The sequence below is a fragment of the Confluentibacter flavum genome (assembly GCF_002843175.1).
Classification (GTDB): domain Bacteria; phylum Bacteroidota; class Bacteroidia; order Flavobacteriales; family Flavobacteriaceae; genus Confluentibacter; species Confluentibacter flavum.
Map to the genome: position 1 here is coordinate 1 of NZ_PJEO01000014.1, position 18,137 is coordinate 18,137.

The following is an 18,137-nucleotide window of genomic DNA, read 5'->3' on the forward strand; positions in this document are numbered from 1 at the left end:
ACCCGTTGTGCATTATGATTTAAAAGAAAAAAGTTGTCCATATTACTGATAATCAGTAAATTGTTTTAGCGATAAAACATTAATTATGAACAACTTAAATGCAAATTACGAAAGAATATTGGAAGTATTACAAAAAATATCAAAAGAACAACTTTTGGACTATCAAAGACGTCGACCGAAGCTGAGTGATTTGGAACTGATTTGTTTAAGCTTAACAGCTGAATTTATGGGAATAGATAGTGAGAATGATTTATTTAGAAAGCTCCCTGTCATTATTGCCTCAAAAATAGACAGGAGCGTCTACAATCGAAGAAGACGGAAATTAGTAGGTTACATGGATGATATCCGATTAAGATTAGCCTCTCATTTTAATGAATTTGAAGATTATTTTATAGTGGACAGTATGCCTTTAGAGGTTTGTAAATTATCACGAAGTTCCCGTTCGAGAGTCTGTAAAGAGGATGCCTATGCTTTTCCTGACAAAGGCTATTGTGCCTCCCAAGGTTCCAATTATTATGGTTATAAGCTGCACGCCGTCTGTTCTATTAAAGGTGTTTTTCAAAGTGTCGATTTGAGCCCTGCATCGGTACACGATGTCAATTACCTTAAGGACATTAAAGCACAAATGGGCGATTGCACTTTAATTGGAGATAGAGGGTATCTATCAGCAGAAATACAGCTCAATTTGTTTGAAACCTGTAACATAAAGCTAAATACACCTATGAGAAGCAATCAAAAAGATTATAAAAAACAACCTTACATTTTCAGAAAAAAGAGAAAAAGAATAGAGACATTGTTCTCACAATTATGTGACCAATTTATGATAAGACGTAATTATGCCAAGTCTTTTCGAGGATTTAAGACTAGGATCCTATCTAAAATAGCGGCCCTTACAACAATTCAATATATCAATAAGTTTATTTTTGATAGAAACATCAACAATATTAAAATTAGCATTATTTAAAATGCACAACGAGTATTATTAGTTTATAAATAGCAACAAACAAAAAGAATTTTGGAACTGAATTTCACCATACTCATAGAACTCTTAGGCACATTTGCATTTGCCATAAGTGGCATCCGGTTGGCATCGGGTAAACACATTGACTGGTTCGGGGCTTATATTATTGGTTTAGTAACCGCCATTGGTGGTGGCACCATGAGAGATTTGCTACTTGACGTCACGCCGTTTTGGATATTGGATTCTAAATACTTCATAACCACAGGCGTTGCCCTTATCGCCACATTGCTATTTAAAGACAAACTATTTAAATGGGGAAGTACCCTGTTTTTATTTGATACCATTGGACTTGGACTATTTACCATAGTGGGCATTACCTTGAGTATTAATGCTGGACTGCCTTTATGGGTTTGTATTGTTATGGGAACCATTACAGGTACTGTAGGCGGTGTGGTCAGGGACGTGTTGCTGAACGAAGTACCTTTAATTTTTAGAAAGGATATTTATGCGCTTGCCTGCGTGGCTGGTGGTGGCATCTATTTTGCTTGCAGTTATTTTAACCTACCAACAGATATTACGGAAATAATAGCAGCATCAACCGTCATAGTCTTGCGATTGGTTGCAGTAAAGTTTCATCTTCATTTGCCACAGTTACAAGCACTAAACAATAAATCGAAAGACAATTAAAAGCGATACTACAAACTAATTATTCCTATCTTTGGTATTAACGTATGTCGAGATTTTTATACATAGTATGTCTAACGCTGTTTGGTTTCATTCTGATACCAACAAACAGCTATGCTTGTGGAACATCCAGAGAAAAATCGGAGCGCACCTGTACTAAGGATAAATTAGCAAATTCCGACATACAAGATTGTTGTAAACAAGCTGATTCATCTCATAGCGAAAAAGGTTGTGATGGTATTTGTAGTAATGCTGGTTGTCATTGCCCATCCGTTTTTTCAAATGTTACAAACCCCTTATTTACTAAATTAGTTCAGGTAAAGTTTATAGAGACCACAACAAACCTCTATTACCAAGAAACGTATTATTCGTCAGGATTTCTTTCTATTTGGCAACCACCAAAAATAGGCTGATTTCATACTATCACAGACAAAGGTCTGTCTTATTGAAAGCTAAAATGGGCTTTCAATTTAATTATTTCAATAATATTAAACTTTCAAAAATGAACTCAATAAAAAAATGGATGGCAATGATACTGTTGCTATCAGTTACATCATGTAACGCTCAAATTAAGAATTCCAAGACCGAAAACGTAAAAATATACGGAAACTGTGAGATGTGCGAGAGCACCATCGAAAATGCAGGAAATATTAAAAAAGTAGCTAGTGTAGATTGGGACAAAGATACCAAAATGGCAACGCTTATTTATGATTCCAGTAAAACCAACTCAGATGAAATTTTGAAGCGCATTGCATTGGCGGGTTATGATAGTGATAACTTTTTGGCTCCAGACGATGCGTATGCCAAACTTGCTGAATGTTGCCAATACGACCGTGTGAAGAAAACGGCGATAGTAAAAACGGAATCCATGGAAGACCATGCCATGCACCATCAAGAAATGGTTAATGAAAATGTAGAAATAAAGCAAGATGAACATCCATTGAAAGTTGTTTTTGACGCCTATTTTATCTTAAAAGATGCGTTGGTTGCCTCTGATGGGACTTTGACTTCTGCAAAAGCTAAAACTTTACTTACCGCTATAGATGCAGTAAAAATGGAAAAACTAACAAGCGAATCACATACTGTCTGGATGAAGGTAATGAAAGACTTGGCGTTAAATACAGGACATATGGAAGCAACCAAAGATATCAGTCTTCAAAGAACCCATTTCATCACATTATCCGACCCTATGTACCAGATACTTAAAGCTTCTAAACAAGATACATCCATATATTACCAACATTGCCCCATGGCAAATAACGGTAAAGGCGCCAATTGGTTGAGCAAGGAAAGTGCCATTAAAAACCCATATTATGGGGCGCAAATGTTAACCTGCGGCAATACCTTAGAAACGATAGAATAATGAAGCTCTACATCAAAAATATGGTGTGTAGCCGTTGCAGAATGTTAGTGAAGTCTGAGTTAGAAAAACTCGGACTTCAACTACTTTCTGTTGATTTGGGAGTCATTGACACATTGGAACCTGTTACTGAACAGCAGAAGCATGACATAGCAGCCACATTAAAAGTATTTGGGTTCGAATTGATAGATGACAAAAAAAGTAAAGCCATAGAAAAAATAAAAACTTTAATCATTGATTTGGTGCATCACAAAAACAATGAACTTAATGTGAACCTATCAGAATATATTTCTAATCATTTACTGCAAGACTATGCCATGTTGAGTAATCTGTTTTCTGAGGTAGAAGGCATCACCATTGAGAAGTATTTTATCCTTCAAAAAATTGAGAGGGTTAAGGAACTCTTGATGTATGATGAAATGAGTCTCAGTGAAATTTCTTTTTTGCTACATTATAGTAGTGTGGCTTATTTGAGCAATCAGTTCAAAAAGATTACGGGATTTTCACCATCACATTACAAACAATTAAAAGACAAAAAAAGAATGCAGATTGAGGATTTATAAATGTTACAACTCAAAACCAAAATTCTACAACAAAAGTACACGACCAACTAGCGAACTTTGTAACATAGTTTTTTAACCTTAAAATTCAAGATTATGGTACATACATATCACATAACAGGAATGACCTGCAATGGTTGTCGGAGTCACGTTGAACAAACCCTTTCAAAAGTTAAAGGCGTTTCAAAAGCAACGGTTAATTTGGAGACCGCAGAAGCGACGATTGAAATGACATCCCATATTCCTTTGGAAACGTTTCAAGAAGCCCTTAAAAATGATGGTGGTAGATATGGTATTCATTTACCAGGTGGGCATCAACATCATTCGGAATCAAAACAACAAGAACAACCTAAAGGGAAAGGCACGGGAACGTTCTACTGCCCAATGCGGTGTGAAGACGATAAAATATATGATCAGCCGGTAGACTGTCCTGTTTGTGGAATGGATTTAATAGAAGAACAGAACGTATCGAGCACTTCTTCAGAACAATGGACATGCCCAATGCATCCCGAAATTATAAAAGACGAAGCCGGTGCTTGCCCCATCTGCGGAATGGATCTGGTGCCGCTACAACCCGACCTTTCAGCAGAGGAAAAAACGTATAAAAAATTATTGAAGAAGTTTTGGATAGCATCAGTATTCACCTTGCCCATTTTTTTAATCGCCATGAGCGAAATGCTTTCTAACAATCCACTTTATGAAATATTAGAACAAAAGTATTGGAATTGGATTCAGTTGGTATTGTCCATTCCAGTTGTGTTTTATGCCACTTGGATGTTTTTTGAGCGTGCCTACAAAAGCATCAAAACCTGGAACCTCAATATGTTTACACTTATCGGTATTGGTGCGGGTGTGGCGTGGTTATTTAGTTTGTTCGGGATGTTTTTTCCAGATGTTTTTCCTTCACAGTTTAAAACAGAATCAGGTGCTGTTCATGTCTATTTTGAAGCGGCGACCGTAATTCTAACCTTGGTGCTTTTAGGGCAATTATTAGAAGCTCGTGCCCATAGCAAAACCAATTCGGCAGTAAAAGAACTATTGAAATTAGCCCCCAACAAAGCCATCAAAGTAGTCGATGGTGAAGAAGTTGAAGTGACCATTGATAAAATTGAATTAGGTGATATTTTAAAAGTAAAACCTGGTGATAAAATTCCGGTGGATGGCTCAATTATAGAAGGAGAAACCACTATTGACGAATCGATGATTACAGGTGAGCCTATTCCCGTAAATAAAGTTACTGACGATAAAGTAACGAGTGGCACTATCAATGGTAACCAATCTTTTCTGATGAAAGCCGAAAAGGTAGGTAGTGATACATTACTCTCTCAAATCATTCATATGGTGAATAATGCCAGTAGAAGTCGTGCGCCTATTCAAAATTTAGCCGATAAAGTTTCAGGGTATTTTGTACCAGCAGTAGTCCTTATTTCTTTGCTCACTTTTGCTGTTTGGGCAATTTGGGGCCCAGAACCTGCTTATGTATTCGCCTTTGTCAATGCCATTGCCGTGTTGATTATTGCTTGTCCGTGTGCATTAGGGTTGGCTACGCCAATGTCGGTGATGGTAGGCGTGGGCAAAGGTGCTCAAAATGGTGTATTGATAAAAAATGCCGAAGCACTAGAGAAATTGAATAAAGTAAATACTTTAATTATTGACAAAACAGGAACAATTACAGAAGGAAAACCTACAGTCGAAAAAATAGGTGCTTTTGGTAATAGTTATAGTGAAAGTGAAGTGCTTCAAATTATCGTCTCATTAAATAGCAACAGTGAACACCCATTAGCTGAAGCAACGGTAAAATTTGGAAAAGAACAAGATACAAAGATTTTAACAAATGAAAAATTTAGTGCTGTTACAGGCAAAGGTGTTGAAGCTTTTGTTAATGGCAAAAAAGCAGCCTTAGGCAATCCAAAAATGATGGAATACAGCAATGCCGAAATTACTTCCAAAATGCAGGAAGAAGTTAAAACTTTTCAAAAACAAGGAAAAACAGTATCGTATTTATCTGTAGATAAAGAAGTAGTTGGCTATGTGGTGATCGGTGATAAAATAAAAGCCACAAGTGCCAAAGCCATTGCCGAACTTCAAAAAAATGGCATTGACGTAATTATGCTTACAGGCGATAATCACGATACGGCCAAAGCCGTTGCGGATGAACTAAAATTGGCAGATTTTAAAGCCAGTATGTTACCCGAAGATAAAATGAAGGAGGTGGAAAAACTTCAACAACAAGGCAAGGTAGTAGCAATGGCGGGCGATGGCATAAATGATGCTCCTGCTTTAGCAAAAAGTGATGTAGGTATCGCAATGGGAACAGGAACAGACGTTGCCATAGAAAGTGCCATGATAACCTTGATAAAGGGAGATTTACAGGGTATTGTGAAAGCACAAAAATTGAGTCAATCCGTAATGAGAAACATTAAGCAAAATCTATTTTTTGCACTCATTTACAACACGTTGGGAATTCCCATTGGAGCAGGATTGCTTTTTCCATTCTTTGGTATTTTACTCTCACCTATGATTGCTGCTTTGGCTATGAGCTTTAGCTCGGTTTCAGTGATTGTGAATGCGTTACGATTAAGAACTGTTAAGATATAATAGTAAAATCATTAAATGAATAATCGAAATACATTTAATAAAAAAATGTTAACAATCGTTGTTTTACTGTTGTTAACTACTACCATATTCGCCCAAAAAGTGGTGCGATATGACCTTTATGTAAAAGACACCATCGTCAATTTTACCGGAAAAGAAAAACGGGCCATTGCCGTAAACGGACAAATACCTATGCCAACACTCACCTTTACCGAAGGTGACACGGCTGAAATCCATGTTCATAATCAACTCAAAGAAAGTACATCGTTGCACTGGCACGGCTTGTATTTGCCCAATAAAGAAGATGGCGTTCCTTTTTTAACACAGATGCCCATTGAACCAAATACCACTCACATATATCGGTTTCCAATCATTCAAAATGGGACTCATTGGTACCATAGTCATAGCGGATTACAAGAGCAAATAGGTATGTATGGCTCGATGATTTTGAAAAAAAGAGAAGACGATCCTTCTTTTAGAAAAGGGATAGATGATTTGTCATCCGTTCCCATAATTTTAAGTGAATGGACAGATTACAATCCCGAAAATGTACACCGTATGTTGCATAACGCTACCGATTGGTTCGCCATTAAAAAGGGAACCACTCAAAGCTATGCTGAAGCCATAAAGGCAGGACATTTAAAAACCAAACTCACAAATGAATGGAAACGCATGTTAGCTATGGATGTGAGTGATATATATTATGATAAATTTCTAATAAATGGCACATCAGAAAGTCAAGTTCCCTCTCCTTTGGGGAGGGCGGAGGGTGGGGCTTTCAAAGCCGGTGATAAAGTACGTTTACAGATTTCCAATGGTGGAGCATCCTCCTATTTTTGGTTGACGTATGCTGGTGGTAAAATAATGGTCGTTGCCAATGATGGTAACGATGTAGAACCTGTGGAAGTAGATAGATTGATTATAGGCGTTTCAGAAACGTATGATGTTATTGTTACAATTCCAGCGGAAAACACGTCCTACGAATTTTTGGCAACACCCGAAGACCGTACCAAGTCAGTTTCAATCTATATCGGTGCAGGCATCAAACAATTGGTAAGTCCGTTACCCAAATTGAAATACTTTGAAGGCATGAAAATGATGAACGGTATGATGAACATGGACGGCACCATGAATGATATGGGCATGAATATGTCATTACAACAAATGGATATGAACACGGTCATGTATCCTGAGATTACGGGTGATAAAAAAAGTATGAAAATGGGTGACGACATGGCGATGGACACCATGGACCATTCCAACCACAGTCCGGGTAATACGGAGATGGTCACATTGAATTACGCCATGCTAAAATCGCCCACAAAAACAACCTTACCAGAAGATGCTCCAGTTAGGGAATTAAAATTTGACTTAACAGGAAATATGAACCGCTATGTGTGGAGTATGGATAACAAAGTGCTCTCTGAATCAGACAAAATTCTGATTAAAAAAGGTGAAATCGTCAGGATAACTCTGTTCAACAATTCTATGATGCGGCACCCTATGCACTTACACGGTCACGATTTTAGGGTCATCAATGGCCAAGGCGATTATGCACCACTTAAAAATGTATTGGATATCATGCCTATGGAAACCAATGTCATTGAATTTGAAGCCAATTTAGAGGGCGATTGGTTTTTTCATTGCCATATTCTCTACCATATGATGGCTGGAATGAACCGTGTTTTTAGTTATGAAAATCAAGCACCAAACCCACTACTACCTAATAAACCTTGGGCTTATAAAAAATTACAAAGCGAAAGTAACGAGTTGCATTTTATGGTACAAAATGATTTTGCCACCAACGGAAATGACGGTGAGATGATGTTACAAAATACCCGTTGGAGTTTTGGAACGGAATGGCGATTGGGTTATAATGATATGCACGGTTATGAAGCGGAAACCCATATAGGGCGATACATGGGCAGAAACCAATGGTTCATGCCATTTATTGGATTTGATTGGCGCTATCGGAATATGGGAATGGATGAGCAGGAGATTAACTTGTTCGGACAAACAAACAAAAAAGACCTTAGAAGTGCGTTGAGTTTAGGGTTTATGTACACATTGCCTATGTTGGTAAATTTTCAAGCAGAAATGTATCACGATGGGATTGTTCGTTTGTCTTTGATGCGGGAAGACATTCCAATTTCTAAAAGAGTGCGAGCCGCGTTTATGGTAAATACAGACAAAGAATATATGGTTGGACTGAATTATATTGCCGGAAAAAATTTCGGGTTAAGAACGCACTACGACAGTGATATGGGATTTGGAGTAGGATTGACTCTAATGTATTGACTCCCATTCATGAGCCTAAAAGTGTCATTAGTTGAAAAGTTGGAAATCCTTTTTTAAGCAAAAAAAATTTTCGCTTGTTTTGTAAGATAATTTAACACATATTAGTATATGTATTTAGGTCAATTTGAAAAATATGAAAAAACTACTCTTAATATTAGTTTTAATACTCTTCAATCATATCTCGGCTCAAGAAATCAAGGAAGTAGAAATGTGTGATTTAAAATTTGAAACAAATTCTGATTCAACAGAAATGACTGTTTATAAAAATGAAAAATTATTATCTGGAAAATATAAAATTTCAGGGGTTTTTCCAGGACAATATAGTTTAACCGAATTTATAAATGGTAAAGCTGAAGGTAAAGCTGAAACTTTTTACGAAGGTGTTAGAATTAGAGAAAAATATTTCATAAATGGCCTTCCTAATGGATTATGGATTGAATACGATGATACTGGAAAAACCATTATGAGAAAAATTCCTTATTCAAATGGAATATTTCATGGAATAGCTTGGTCTTATGGAAATGATAGTGAAACTTATTACTGGTATGGAAGAATAGTATCAAAAGATGAATATGAAAAATATCAAAAAAACTAAAATTCAATCACCTAAAACACTTTCTCGCTACCGCCATGCTCTGCTTAGTGGTAGTAATTTTAAAAATATAACTTCACCTTGCTCATTGGTATAAATGATCTGAAAAAATAAGCGTAATCTAAGTTTCTATTTCTCTACCAATAGAACCACTTTCACTAGGCACCAACTCATAAATAAAATCTGGTTTAAGTCCCACTTCATGTCTGTGAGACACGTATAAAATAGCAGTATCACTTTCTAAGGCAATTTTGTTGATGAGTTGTATAAATAATTGAGCATCCACATCATCCAGTCCGTTAGTGGGTTCATCTAAAATTAATAATGGTGGCTGTTTTACCATGGCTCTAGCAATCAACACCAACCGTTGGTGACCATTGGATAAGGATAAAAAATTCTTTTCTTTAATATCGTACATATTTAATATTCGTAACCATTGATGCGCTATGAGGGTTTGCCGTTCCAAAGGGAATTTGTAAAGCCCAATAGAATCAAAAAAACCTGAAATAATCATATTTTCAATGGAATCTGATCGCATAAACCCTCTCAGCATATCGGACGAAAAATAACCAATATGCTTTTTAATGTCCCAAACCGTTTCACCACTCCCCTTTTTCATGCCGAACAACGTGATGTCCTGTAAAAAAGCTTTGGGATTATCGCCCGTTATCATGGACAACATCGTACTTTTTCCAGAACCGTTAGGGCCGATAAGTTGCCAAAATTCACCAGATTTAATCTCCCAATGAATCGCATTTAAAATAGGTCTGTCATTATATTTAACCGATACGTTTTTAAATGTCACTAACTTATAGATGGGCTTTAAGCTTGAATTGTGATGCTTGGGCAATGATTCTATAAACAAATTATTGGCATTCGTTTTTAAACTATTAATATTATCAATTAACACCAAACTATTATCTTCTAATCGATAGATTTTATTAATAAAAGAAAGTAAATCTTCCATTCTATTTATAATCTGTATAATGGGGATTTTAAAACTCAATTGTTTTAAAGTCTGTTGAATGTCGGCTTGTGCAGCGGTATCTAGATTACCAAAAACATTATCGGCAATAAGATATTCGGGGTTTTGTAAAATGAGGTGGTTTAATAAGGCTTTTTTCCGTTCGCCTTCAGAAGATTTTTGAAGACTATTTTTGGTGTTTGTCACCACATCAAAATGTTCGTGGATGATTTCTTCTTCAATGAATTGGTTTAAAGTAATTTCAGAAAAAAGCGCACCTTTTAACTTTGAAAAACCTTCAAAAAGACCACCGTCTATAATGCGATCAATAAGTTGATGCTTATCCTCATTATTGGAAATATATATGGCGTTATGGATATCCAAATAGGTGTAATTTTTAAAAAAAGGTAATAATTTGTATTATGTAAACGTGTCACCCTGAGCTTGTCTCAGGGGTCTCTTAATTTAATTTTAATTGAGATGAGATACTGAAACAATCCCGATAGCAATCGGGACAGTATGACATAAAGTTTAAATTACAAATTCTTAGTATGAAAAGCCACTAAACCTTCAATAGGCCGACGTTCAAAATTACCAACAACAAATCCCATTTCTAACGCTACTTGCCTAATTTCTTCTTGAGAGAAATAAGCAATGGAACCTGCAAAATGCACCGGAACGGTTTTAAGTTCTTCCTTGTACTGCATGATCATGTTTTTTGCAAACAAGCGGATGCCTTTTTTGATAAGTTCCACAATATAGGCTGACTCTTTATTTAAAAACATGAATTCTGCAAAGTTTGCCAAATAAGCATTTGGGTTGGATTGCTTGTAAATATTGTATTTTATGTAATCGGGTTCCAAATTATATTTACTGCCAAAAGCTACTTTAATAGCTTCGGGCATGTGATTGAAATAGTAATCTCTAATAAGTTCTTTACCATAATAATTCCCTGCAGCATCATCCATTAAAATATAGCCTAAAGACTGCACACGTTGGTGTAATTTGCGGCCATCATAATAACTACAGTTCGAGCCTGTTCCTAAAATACAAACCACAGCTGCTTCGGTTTCATGGCTAATAGTGCCATATACCGCTGCAAAAGTATCTTCTTCCACTGTTACAACCGCATTTAAAAAGATTTCTTTAAGTGCATTACGCACAATCTCCTTACCTCTATCTGTACCACAACCGGCACCGTAAAAAAACACGTGCGTAACGTCGCTTTTATGTACTTTTAAATCTGGATGCTTTTTAATTATTTTTTTTAGTTTATCCTCTGATAAGATTTCCGGATTAAGCCCTTTTGTCCTTAACTTCTCTAAAAGCTTATTACCACTATTATCTACAGCAATCCAATCGCTTTTTGTAGAGCCACTATCAACAATTAAAATCATGGTTTTTAAATAAAAAACTCCACAGACTCTTGTAATGATACTACAATATTCTGTGGAGTTGTTAACACTATTTTTTTTCTTGAATTATATTTTGCTAATGTGTTGTGCTAAGTCAACTAATTTAGTTGAATATCCAAATTCATTATCGTACCAAGATACTAATTTAAAGAAATTATCATTCAATGCAATACTTGCATCTGCATCAAAAACACTTGTCCTAGGTTCTGAAACGAAATCTTGAGATACCACAGCTTCCTCAGTATAACCTAATATACCTTTTAATTCACCTTCTGAGGCTTTCTTGAAAGCCGCTTTAACTTCATCCCATGTAGCTGATTTTTCTGTTCTTACGGTTAAATCTACAACCGATACATCTGCCGTAGGAACCCTAAACGCCATACCAGTTAATTTACCGTTAAGTTCTGGAATAACTTTACCAACAGCTTTAGCAGCTCCTGTTGAAGAAGGAATGATGTTCATTAAGGCACTTCTACCACCTCTCCAGTCTTTTTTTGAAGGACCATCAACGGTTAATTGTGTAGCAGTAGTTGCATGAACGGTTGTCATTAACCCTTCTACAATTCCGAAATTATCATTAATAACTTTAGCTAAAGGCGCTAAACAGTTTGTTGTACAAGACGCATTTGAAACGATTGTATGTTCAGCCGTGATTTTTTTATGGTTTACACCCATAACAAACATAGGAGCGTCTGCAGATGGTGCAGAAATCGCTACTTTTTTAGCACCTGCAGTAATGTGTTTTTGTGCACCTTCCAACGTTGTGAAAATACCTGTACAATCTAATACAACAGTAGCACCAACAGCATCCCATTTTAAATCTTCTGGATTACGCTCAGCAGTAATTCTTATTTCTTTGCCATTAACTACTAATTGACCATTTTTAACTTCAACAGTGCCGTTAAAACGACCGTGAATAGAATCATACTTTAATAAATATGCTAAATGTTCAACATCTAACAAATCGTTAATACCCACTACTTCAATATCTGGTCTACTAACTGCTACTCTAAAAGCAATTCTACCTATTCTACCAAATCCGTTAATTCCTAATTTTAATTTTGACATAATTTTGTTTATAAATGTTAAGTGCTCATGATATCTGAGACACGCAATAATTCTAAATTTATTTTTGTTTTTCCTTTAATCGCCATTTCTAAAGGTGTTAACTCCATAGCACCATTCATAAGTCCGACCATATAATTGGTTTTTCCTTCCAACAACGATTCCACCGCTTTAACGCCCATTCTGCTGGCCAAAACACGGTCGAAACAAGATGGTGGCCCACCACGTTGCATATGCCCTAAAACGGACACTCTAACGTCGTAACCTTCCATGTTCTGATCTACATAATCTTTAAGTTCAAAAATATTCTTTCCTATTTTATCACCTTCAGCAACAACAACAATGCTAGATGTTTTTCCTGATTTTCTACTTCTGTTTAATGACTCCACAAGTCTATCCAACCCTAAATCTTCTTCAGGGATTAAAATTTCTTCTGCACCACCAGCTATTCCTACATTTAAAGCAATGTGACCAACATCCCGGCCCATCACTTCAACAAAAAACAACCTGTTATGTGAACTCGCTGTATCCCGAATTTTATCTATAGCATCTACAACCGTATTTAAGGCAGTATCAAAACCTAAGGTATTGGATGTACCCACGATGTCATTATCTATGGTTCCTGGAATACCTATAACTGGAAAATCAAATTCCTCATTAAAAATCATGGCTCCAGTAAACGACCCATCACCTCCAATGATTACAAGAGCATCTATGCTAGCCTCAGATAATTTTCGAAAAGCCTTTTGTCTTCCTTCTTTTTCTCTAAATTCTTTAGATCTTGCAGACTTCAGCATGGTACCTCCTTTGTTTATAATACCCCTAACGCTTCTGGCATCCAATAACTGAAAATCTCCTTCAATAAGCCCTTCATAACCACGGTAAATACCGACACACTCAACATTATGATATGCACATGTTCTAACGACCGATCGTATAGCTGCATTCATTCCAGGAGAATCTCCTCCAGATGTTAAAACCCCTATCTTTTTTATTGCTTTTGGCATCAATTTTTTTTAATTAGAGGTAAAATTACTAAAGAAAAATTAGATAACGATAGCATTTACCCTATTTTAATAGGAGATGCAAAACTATAACGTTTTAGTTAATAAAAAACCTAATATATTAATATATATACAAAAATGAGGCTTTTTTTATTAAATTATTCATCCTCTTTCTTTGCAGGCTTCTGGGTAATAAAACCAGGCAAAGCATTTGGGTCGTCCTCTTCTTCGTATCCATCTTCATCTACTTCCTCTTGTTGTGGAGGTGTGACTTCCTGAGGAGTTCCTTCTTCTTGAGTTAGGTTTTCTGGAGTTTTTTCCTTTTTAAATAAATGCTGTATTAATTCTTTAAACGTATCAAAATCCACACTATAAGTAAGCCCCACGCCTTGTGTATATCCAATGTCTTCACCAAAATTCCTGATGCTATTCTCCCTATTAAATACATTTGCTGTTAATGTACCATCTTCATTCAATAAAAAATTAATTTGAACATCTCCCGCCACGACTGTTTCGTTGGCTCCAGAACCTCCAACCGGCACCCCTACTTTACCGTTTATAAGTACGCGATCGCTTATTTTTGTTTGCAGTTTTAAATCGAACCTACTATCTGTTCTGTAATCAGGTCTGTTGGTGCCTACTTCATAATTCAGACCAATATTAAGTTTGCCATCTCCGTTTGAAAAAAAGCTGTTAATGATGCCATTAAGTCGTTCTGCAATAGTACCAGAAAAATTAAGTTCACTTAATCCCCTAGAAAAAGAACCTGTTGACAGTAAATAGAGTGCTTGGTTTTGCTTATCCTCTTCGGACTCTAATCGATACTGAAGCTCAGATTTTACAGCGGAGTTCACATTTGGGAACTCAAACTCATAAAGAGGTACCGGTTGCTCTAATTGGCCTGTTAAACTAATATTAAGGTCTACTGGTATACTTCTATTAATTGGATTATCAAGTAACGGCGATGGGTTTGTTTCTGTTCTATAAACAGCCGAAATATTAATGCGGGCATTTAATGGGTCTCCATCCCAAGCAATGGTTCCACCTGGCTTTACTGTAAATTCTTTTCTAATCAAACCACCATAAGCGAAATTATACACTCCCTGAAATACTGAAAAATCTCCCCACATATTAAACTTACCATTGGTGTTGATTTCTAAAAGTATGTTGCCATTACCTCTCCCTCTTAAAGCATGCCCGGTATCTTGGTTTATTATAATTTCCAGTTCTGCTTCTTCAGTGATATCCAAATCAAAGTCTAACTCAAGTCCGTAAACATCATTTAAAACCAAATCAATACCTTTTAGTTTAGCTTCTTTTTCTTCTTTTGTTATAAAATGAATAAACGAATTATCTCCAAATGATTCTGTATTATTCAATGGGATTTTAAATACGGTTCCTGCTTTGGTTTCCCCTACCACATCTATGGACAATTGGTCTGTTGGCCCCTTAATTGTCGCCGTACCCCCAATAAAGCCTGTACCATAATAAGCGGATTCATCTGTCAATTCTGTATCCAGCACCAGCAACCTAGGTGTACTTAGTTGCAAATCCAGAGCCCATTTTGAAAAATTTGTATGGCTCAAACTACCATTTAATTGCCCTTTTGAGTTAAACTTAGTGTCGGTTAATGGAATGTTATTAAAAATGAAACTTTGGTCTTTTAAGGTTACGGATGATTTGTCAGCAAAACTGTAGTCGACATTAAGATAAGGTATGGTAAAGCCAGATTTGTTTAATGTAAGACTACCATTAATATCAGGTTGCTTTAAATTTCCATTAAGATTAACATCTCCCGTAACACTTCCCCTAATATTGTCCAATACATCTTGGAGTAACGGATTTAATGGTTTGAGTGCAAAATCATTAAAAGTAAGACTTACGTCAATATTGGGCTCGCTGCCCATAACACTTATATCTCCTTGGGCCCTAAATGATTTTTTGACATCGTCTTTAATGGTTACATCAACAATGTAATTTGTTAGGTTTTCATTTCCAGTAATGCTGGCATCAAACGATCCTAATTCAAAATCATTTACCTTAAAATCATCTATAACAATAGTGGAATTTGGTAAATAATTTCCATTTTTTTGTAAAAGATCTAATTTGCCATTGACATTTCCTGCAAGTGACAAACTATCTATATCTGGAGTAATTTTAGCCAGATCTACATTTTTAAAATTAAGTTTTAAATCTTTTTCGGTAGAGTCTTTTATAAATCCTGAAAGGCTTAATTCTTGATTTTCATGATTTATGAATAACTTGTCTATGTTAAAGTACGTAAAATTATTGTTGAATGTAAATTTGTTAAACCTATCTTGTTTTTCGTTTATGGACCATTTTGTGCCTTTTATGGTGATATCAGACGTTTTAAAACCAACTACAGATTGCTTTTCTTCATTAATAGTATGGTAAAAACTTAAATTATAAATATCATTATTTTGTTTTCCGCCTGTAAATTCGGCTCGCATAAACAAGGTGTCCCGAAGCGTCACATTTATTAAATTGAGTTTAGAGACATTGTAGTATTTTGTATTGATACTATCTACTTCTATATACGTATTGAAAAGCGGATTGCTGTTATCGATTTGTAATTCAATATCATTAGCAAAATAATCATACGCCTTTATTTCTGGAGATTTAAATGTTACCCTAAATTTTTCTTCATCGTTTTCAACCCTTCCTCTAACATATGTGTTTTTTCCAACTTCTATCTCTGGGTAGAAAACCTCTATTATTTTATTGTAAATTTTAAAATTGAAATCTACATATTGGTTTTTTGTTACTTTATAAGGTACATAGTTTGTGTACATATGCCCTAATGAGTTTTGTAATAATTTAGGTAAATCCTTAAATACAAAATTCCCATTTAAATTACCTTCAATAATATCTGGCGAGTTGATTTCTACAAAATGAACCGTGTTTTCAAATCGAGAAGAAATATCGAATTTTTCAAAATAATAGGTATCGTTTTGATTTTTATAGGAAGTGTTGCTAAATGAAATTTTACCATAGGCATTATCTAAAGTGCTACCGTTTACATTCATTTTAACATCACTTTTTAAAATAGATATACTATCCTTTTTCATAAAGTTTAATACATATAAATTGGCATAGGCAATATTGGCTTCAAAATCATATTTATTTTCTTTTCCTGAAAAATCTACAAGTCCGTTAAAATTCAGTATCAAATTTTCATCATTTGAAATAAGGTTTCCGTCAAAAATTTTGTTTCTAATATTTCCTTCAACCTTGATGGCAGTATAGTTGTAATCGTTATATTGTATTTCGAAAACATTACCAATGACCTGTGTATTGATCGTTGCAGCAACAAACCCTTGTCCTTTAACGTCAACATTTAGAGACCCTAACCCTAGTTTGGGGTTATTTAAAAATATTCCAAAATCAAAATTTTCAAAAGCCACATTGCCTTTATAAATGGCGTTATCAATATCATCAATTTTATTTATTTCTAGTTTAGAATCAAGAAAGCCTAAATCGGTATCTATTTTAATATTGGCATTGATGTTAGCAGATGTGATTTCTGTTTGTCCTGCTATGGTAAATTTGCCCAAATTATCTAACGAACTTGGAATGGAAGACCCTAAAGCATTGGGCAATAATGCCTTTAGATCTTTGTATGTTGAAGTAAGATTTAAAAAATCTCCCTTCATATAAAAATTATCGGTTTCTTTAATGAACAGATTTTTAAAGTTCATGTTTCCGAAAACCTTACTATTTGTACTAGTATTGAGCTCTAAATTACTAATCTGTAAATCATTTAAAGTCCCAGTTAAATCAACGTTAAAAGTAGCAGATTGGTTTTTTCCAAATTCGTTATAAAAAATGTTTAGCTCGTCAAATAATATAGTAGAATCCTTAAAATCTGCTATAATATTTACTTTATCTGCAAATTCCTTAAAGTTTTCCCTATCGTAAGCAAATTGTAAATAACCTTTTAAAGTGGAATTAGGTGTTTTAATATCAAGATTGGAGAAAATCATGTCTGTTAAGGAATATGAAAAATTTGTTGACATATTTTTCATTTCAAAACCTCTGCTATCTTTAAAAGCCAGTGTATTTATTCTAGTGCTAACATCACTTCCATTAATTAAAAAATTGGTAGCATTGATATTTAAATTTTCAAATTCCAATAATTTGGCAGATTCCTTGTTTTCATCCGTCATTCTAAAAATCCCATTGTAAATGGAAACATCGCTAGAAGACATTAAAAAATGATTCTCTTCAACCCTTGGGTTATCATCTTCAAATTTGGCTACAAAAACATCTAAATTAGTGTCAGTTTCTCCTTGATAAGTCTTAATATTAAAGATTAAATCCGTTATATCTATATCACCAAAGGCCAATTTGCCATTAATCAAATTCCTTACACTTAAAATAGATGTGTTTAATTCGGCTATACTGATAAGTGTGCCTTTTTTATAATCTTCAACATAAATTTTCTTAAGCTCTACATCGCCATTAAATTGCAATCCCACTTTTCCAATATTGATATTGGTGCCTAATTCATTATTAAGTCGGTTTGTAGCATATTTACCTAGTATGGTTTGAATAGCGGGAATAGATAATATCAACACCAAAATGATGAAAAGGAGTAGCAGAACACCTACTATTTTGG

13 protein-coding genes are annotated in these 18,137 nt (G+C 35.1%); 8 read left to right on the top strand and 5 right to left on the bottom strand.

The features are described from left to right. Positions 1–85 precede the first annotated feature (85 nt). The 8 genes from CSW08_RS02910 to CSW08_RS02945 all read left to right on the top strand — a co-directional run bounded on the left by CSW08_RS02910 (position 86) and on the right by CSW08_RS02945 (position 9,053). Positions 86–964, top strand: coding sequence for an IS982 family transposase (locus CSW08_RS02910; protein ID WP_106658080.1), 879 nt, complete (start codon positions 86–88; stop codon positions 962–964). A 51-nt stretch (positions 965–1,015) separates the two neighbouring features. After that, complete coding sequence (locus CSW08_RS02915; protein WP_106658416.1) at positions 1,016–1,648, top strand: trimeric intracellular cation channel family protein; 633 nt, start codon at positions 1,016–1,018, stop codon at positions 1,646–1,648. A gap of 44 nt (positions 1,649–1,692) precedes the next feature. After that, the gene (locus CSW08_RS02920; RefSeq protein WP_106658417.1) at positions 1,693–2,058 is read left to right on the top strand and encodes a hypothetical protein; all 366 of its coding nucleotides are present in this window, start codon (positions 1,693–1,695) and stop codon (positions 2,056–2,058) included. An 89-nt stretch (positions 2,059–2,147) separates the two neighbouring features. Continuing rightward, the gene (locus CSW08_RS02925) at positions 2,148–3,008 is read left to right on the top strand and encodes a DUF3347 domain-containing protein (RefSeq protein ID WP_203226842.1); all 861 of its coding nucleotides are present in this window, start codon (positions 2,148–2,150) and stop codon (positions 3,006–3,008) included. Next, positions 3,008–3,568, top strand: coding sequence for a helix-turn-helix domain-containing protein (locus CSW08_RS02930; protein WP_106658418.1), 561 nt, complete (start codon positions 3,008–3,010; stop codon positions 3,566–3,568). The genes CSW08_RS02925 and CSW08_RS02930 overlap by 1 nt, the downstream gene beginning before the upstream one ends. 93 nt (positions 3,569–3,661) lie before the next feature. Further along, positions 3,662–6,163, top strand: a complete 2,502-nt coding sequence (locus CSW08_RS02935) for a heavy metal translocating P-type ATPase (RefSeq protein WP_106658419.1) — start codon at positions 3,662–3,664, stop codon at positions 6,161–6,163. 45 nt (positions 6,164–6,208) lie between these two features. Then, a complete protein-coding gene (locus CSW08_RS02940; RefSeq protein ID WP_394337022.1) occupies positions 6,209–8,458 on the top strand; it encodes a multicopper oxidase domain-containing protein in 2,250 nt (749 codons plus the stop codon). Positions 8,459–8,591: 133 nt separating this feature from the next. After that, positions 8,592–9,053: a toxin-antitoxin system YwqK family antitoxin gene (locus CSW08_RS02945; protein WP_106658421.1), complete on the top strand. Its 462-nt coding sequence runs from the start codon at positions 8,592–8,594 to the stop codon at positions 9,051–9,053. 118 nt (positions 9,054–9,171) lie between these two features. Here the strand turns inward: CSW08_RS02945 and CSW08_RS02950 are convergent, their stop codons facing one another. The 5 genes from CSW08_RS02950 to CSW08_RS02970 form a co-directional block, all read right to left on the bottom strand. Next, entirely contained in the window at positions 9,172–10,398 is a 1,227-nt protein-coding gene (locus tag CSW08_RS02950; protein ID WP_106658422.1) for an ATP-binding cassette domain-containing protein, read from the bottom strand. A 152-nt stretch (positions 10,399–10,550) separates the two neighbouring features. Then, positions 10,551–11,411 carry an N-acetylglucosamine kinase gene (locus tag CSW08_RS02955; protein ID WP_106658423.1) on the bottom strand — a complete coding sequence of 287 codons (861 nt, stop codon included), beginning with the start codon at positions 11,409–11,411 and terminating at the stop codon, positions 10,551–10,553. Between the two features lie 84 nt (positions 11,412–11,495). Next, positions 11,496–12,497, bottom strand: coding sequence for a type I glyceraldehyde-3-phosphate dehydrogenase (gap, locus tag CSW08_RS02960; RefSeq protein ID WP_106658424.1), 1,002 nt, complete (start codon positions 12,495–12,497; stop codon positions 11,496–11,498). A 17-nt stretch (positions 12,498–12,514) separates the two neighbouring features. After that, positions 12,515–13,501, bottom strand: a complete 987-nt coding sequence (gene pfkA / locus CSW08_RS02965; RefSeq protein ID WP_106658425.1) for a 6-phosphofructokinase — start codon at positions 13,499–13,501, stop codon at positions 12,515–12,517. A 155-nt stretch (positions 13,502–13,656) separates the two neighbouring features. Further along, positions 13,657–18,096, bottom strand: coding sequence for a translocation/assembly module TamB domain-containing protein (locus CSW08_RS02970; RefSeq protein WP_106658688.1), 4,440 nt, complete (start codon positions 18,094–18,096; stop codon positions 13,657–13,659). Positions 18,097–18,137 lie beyond the last annotated feature (41 nt).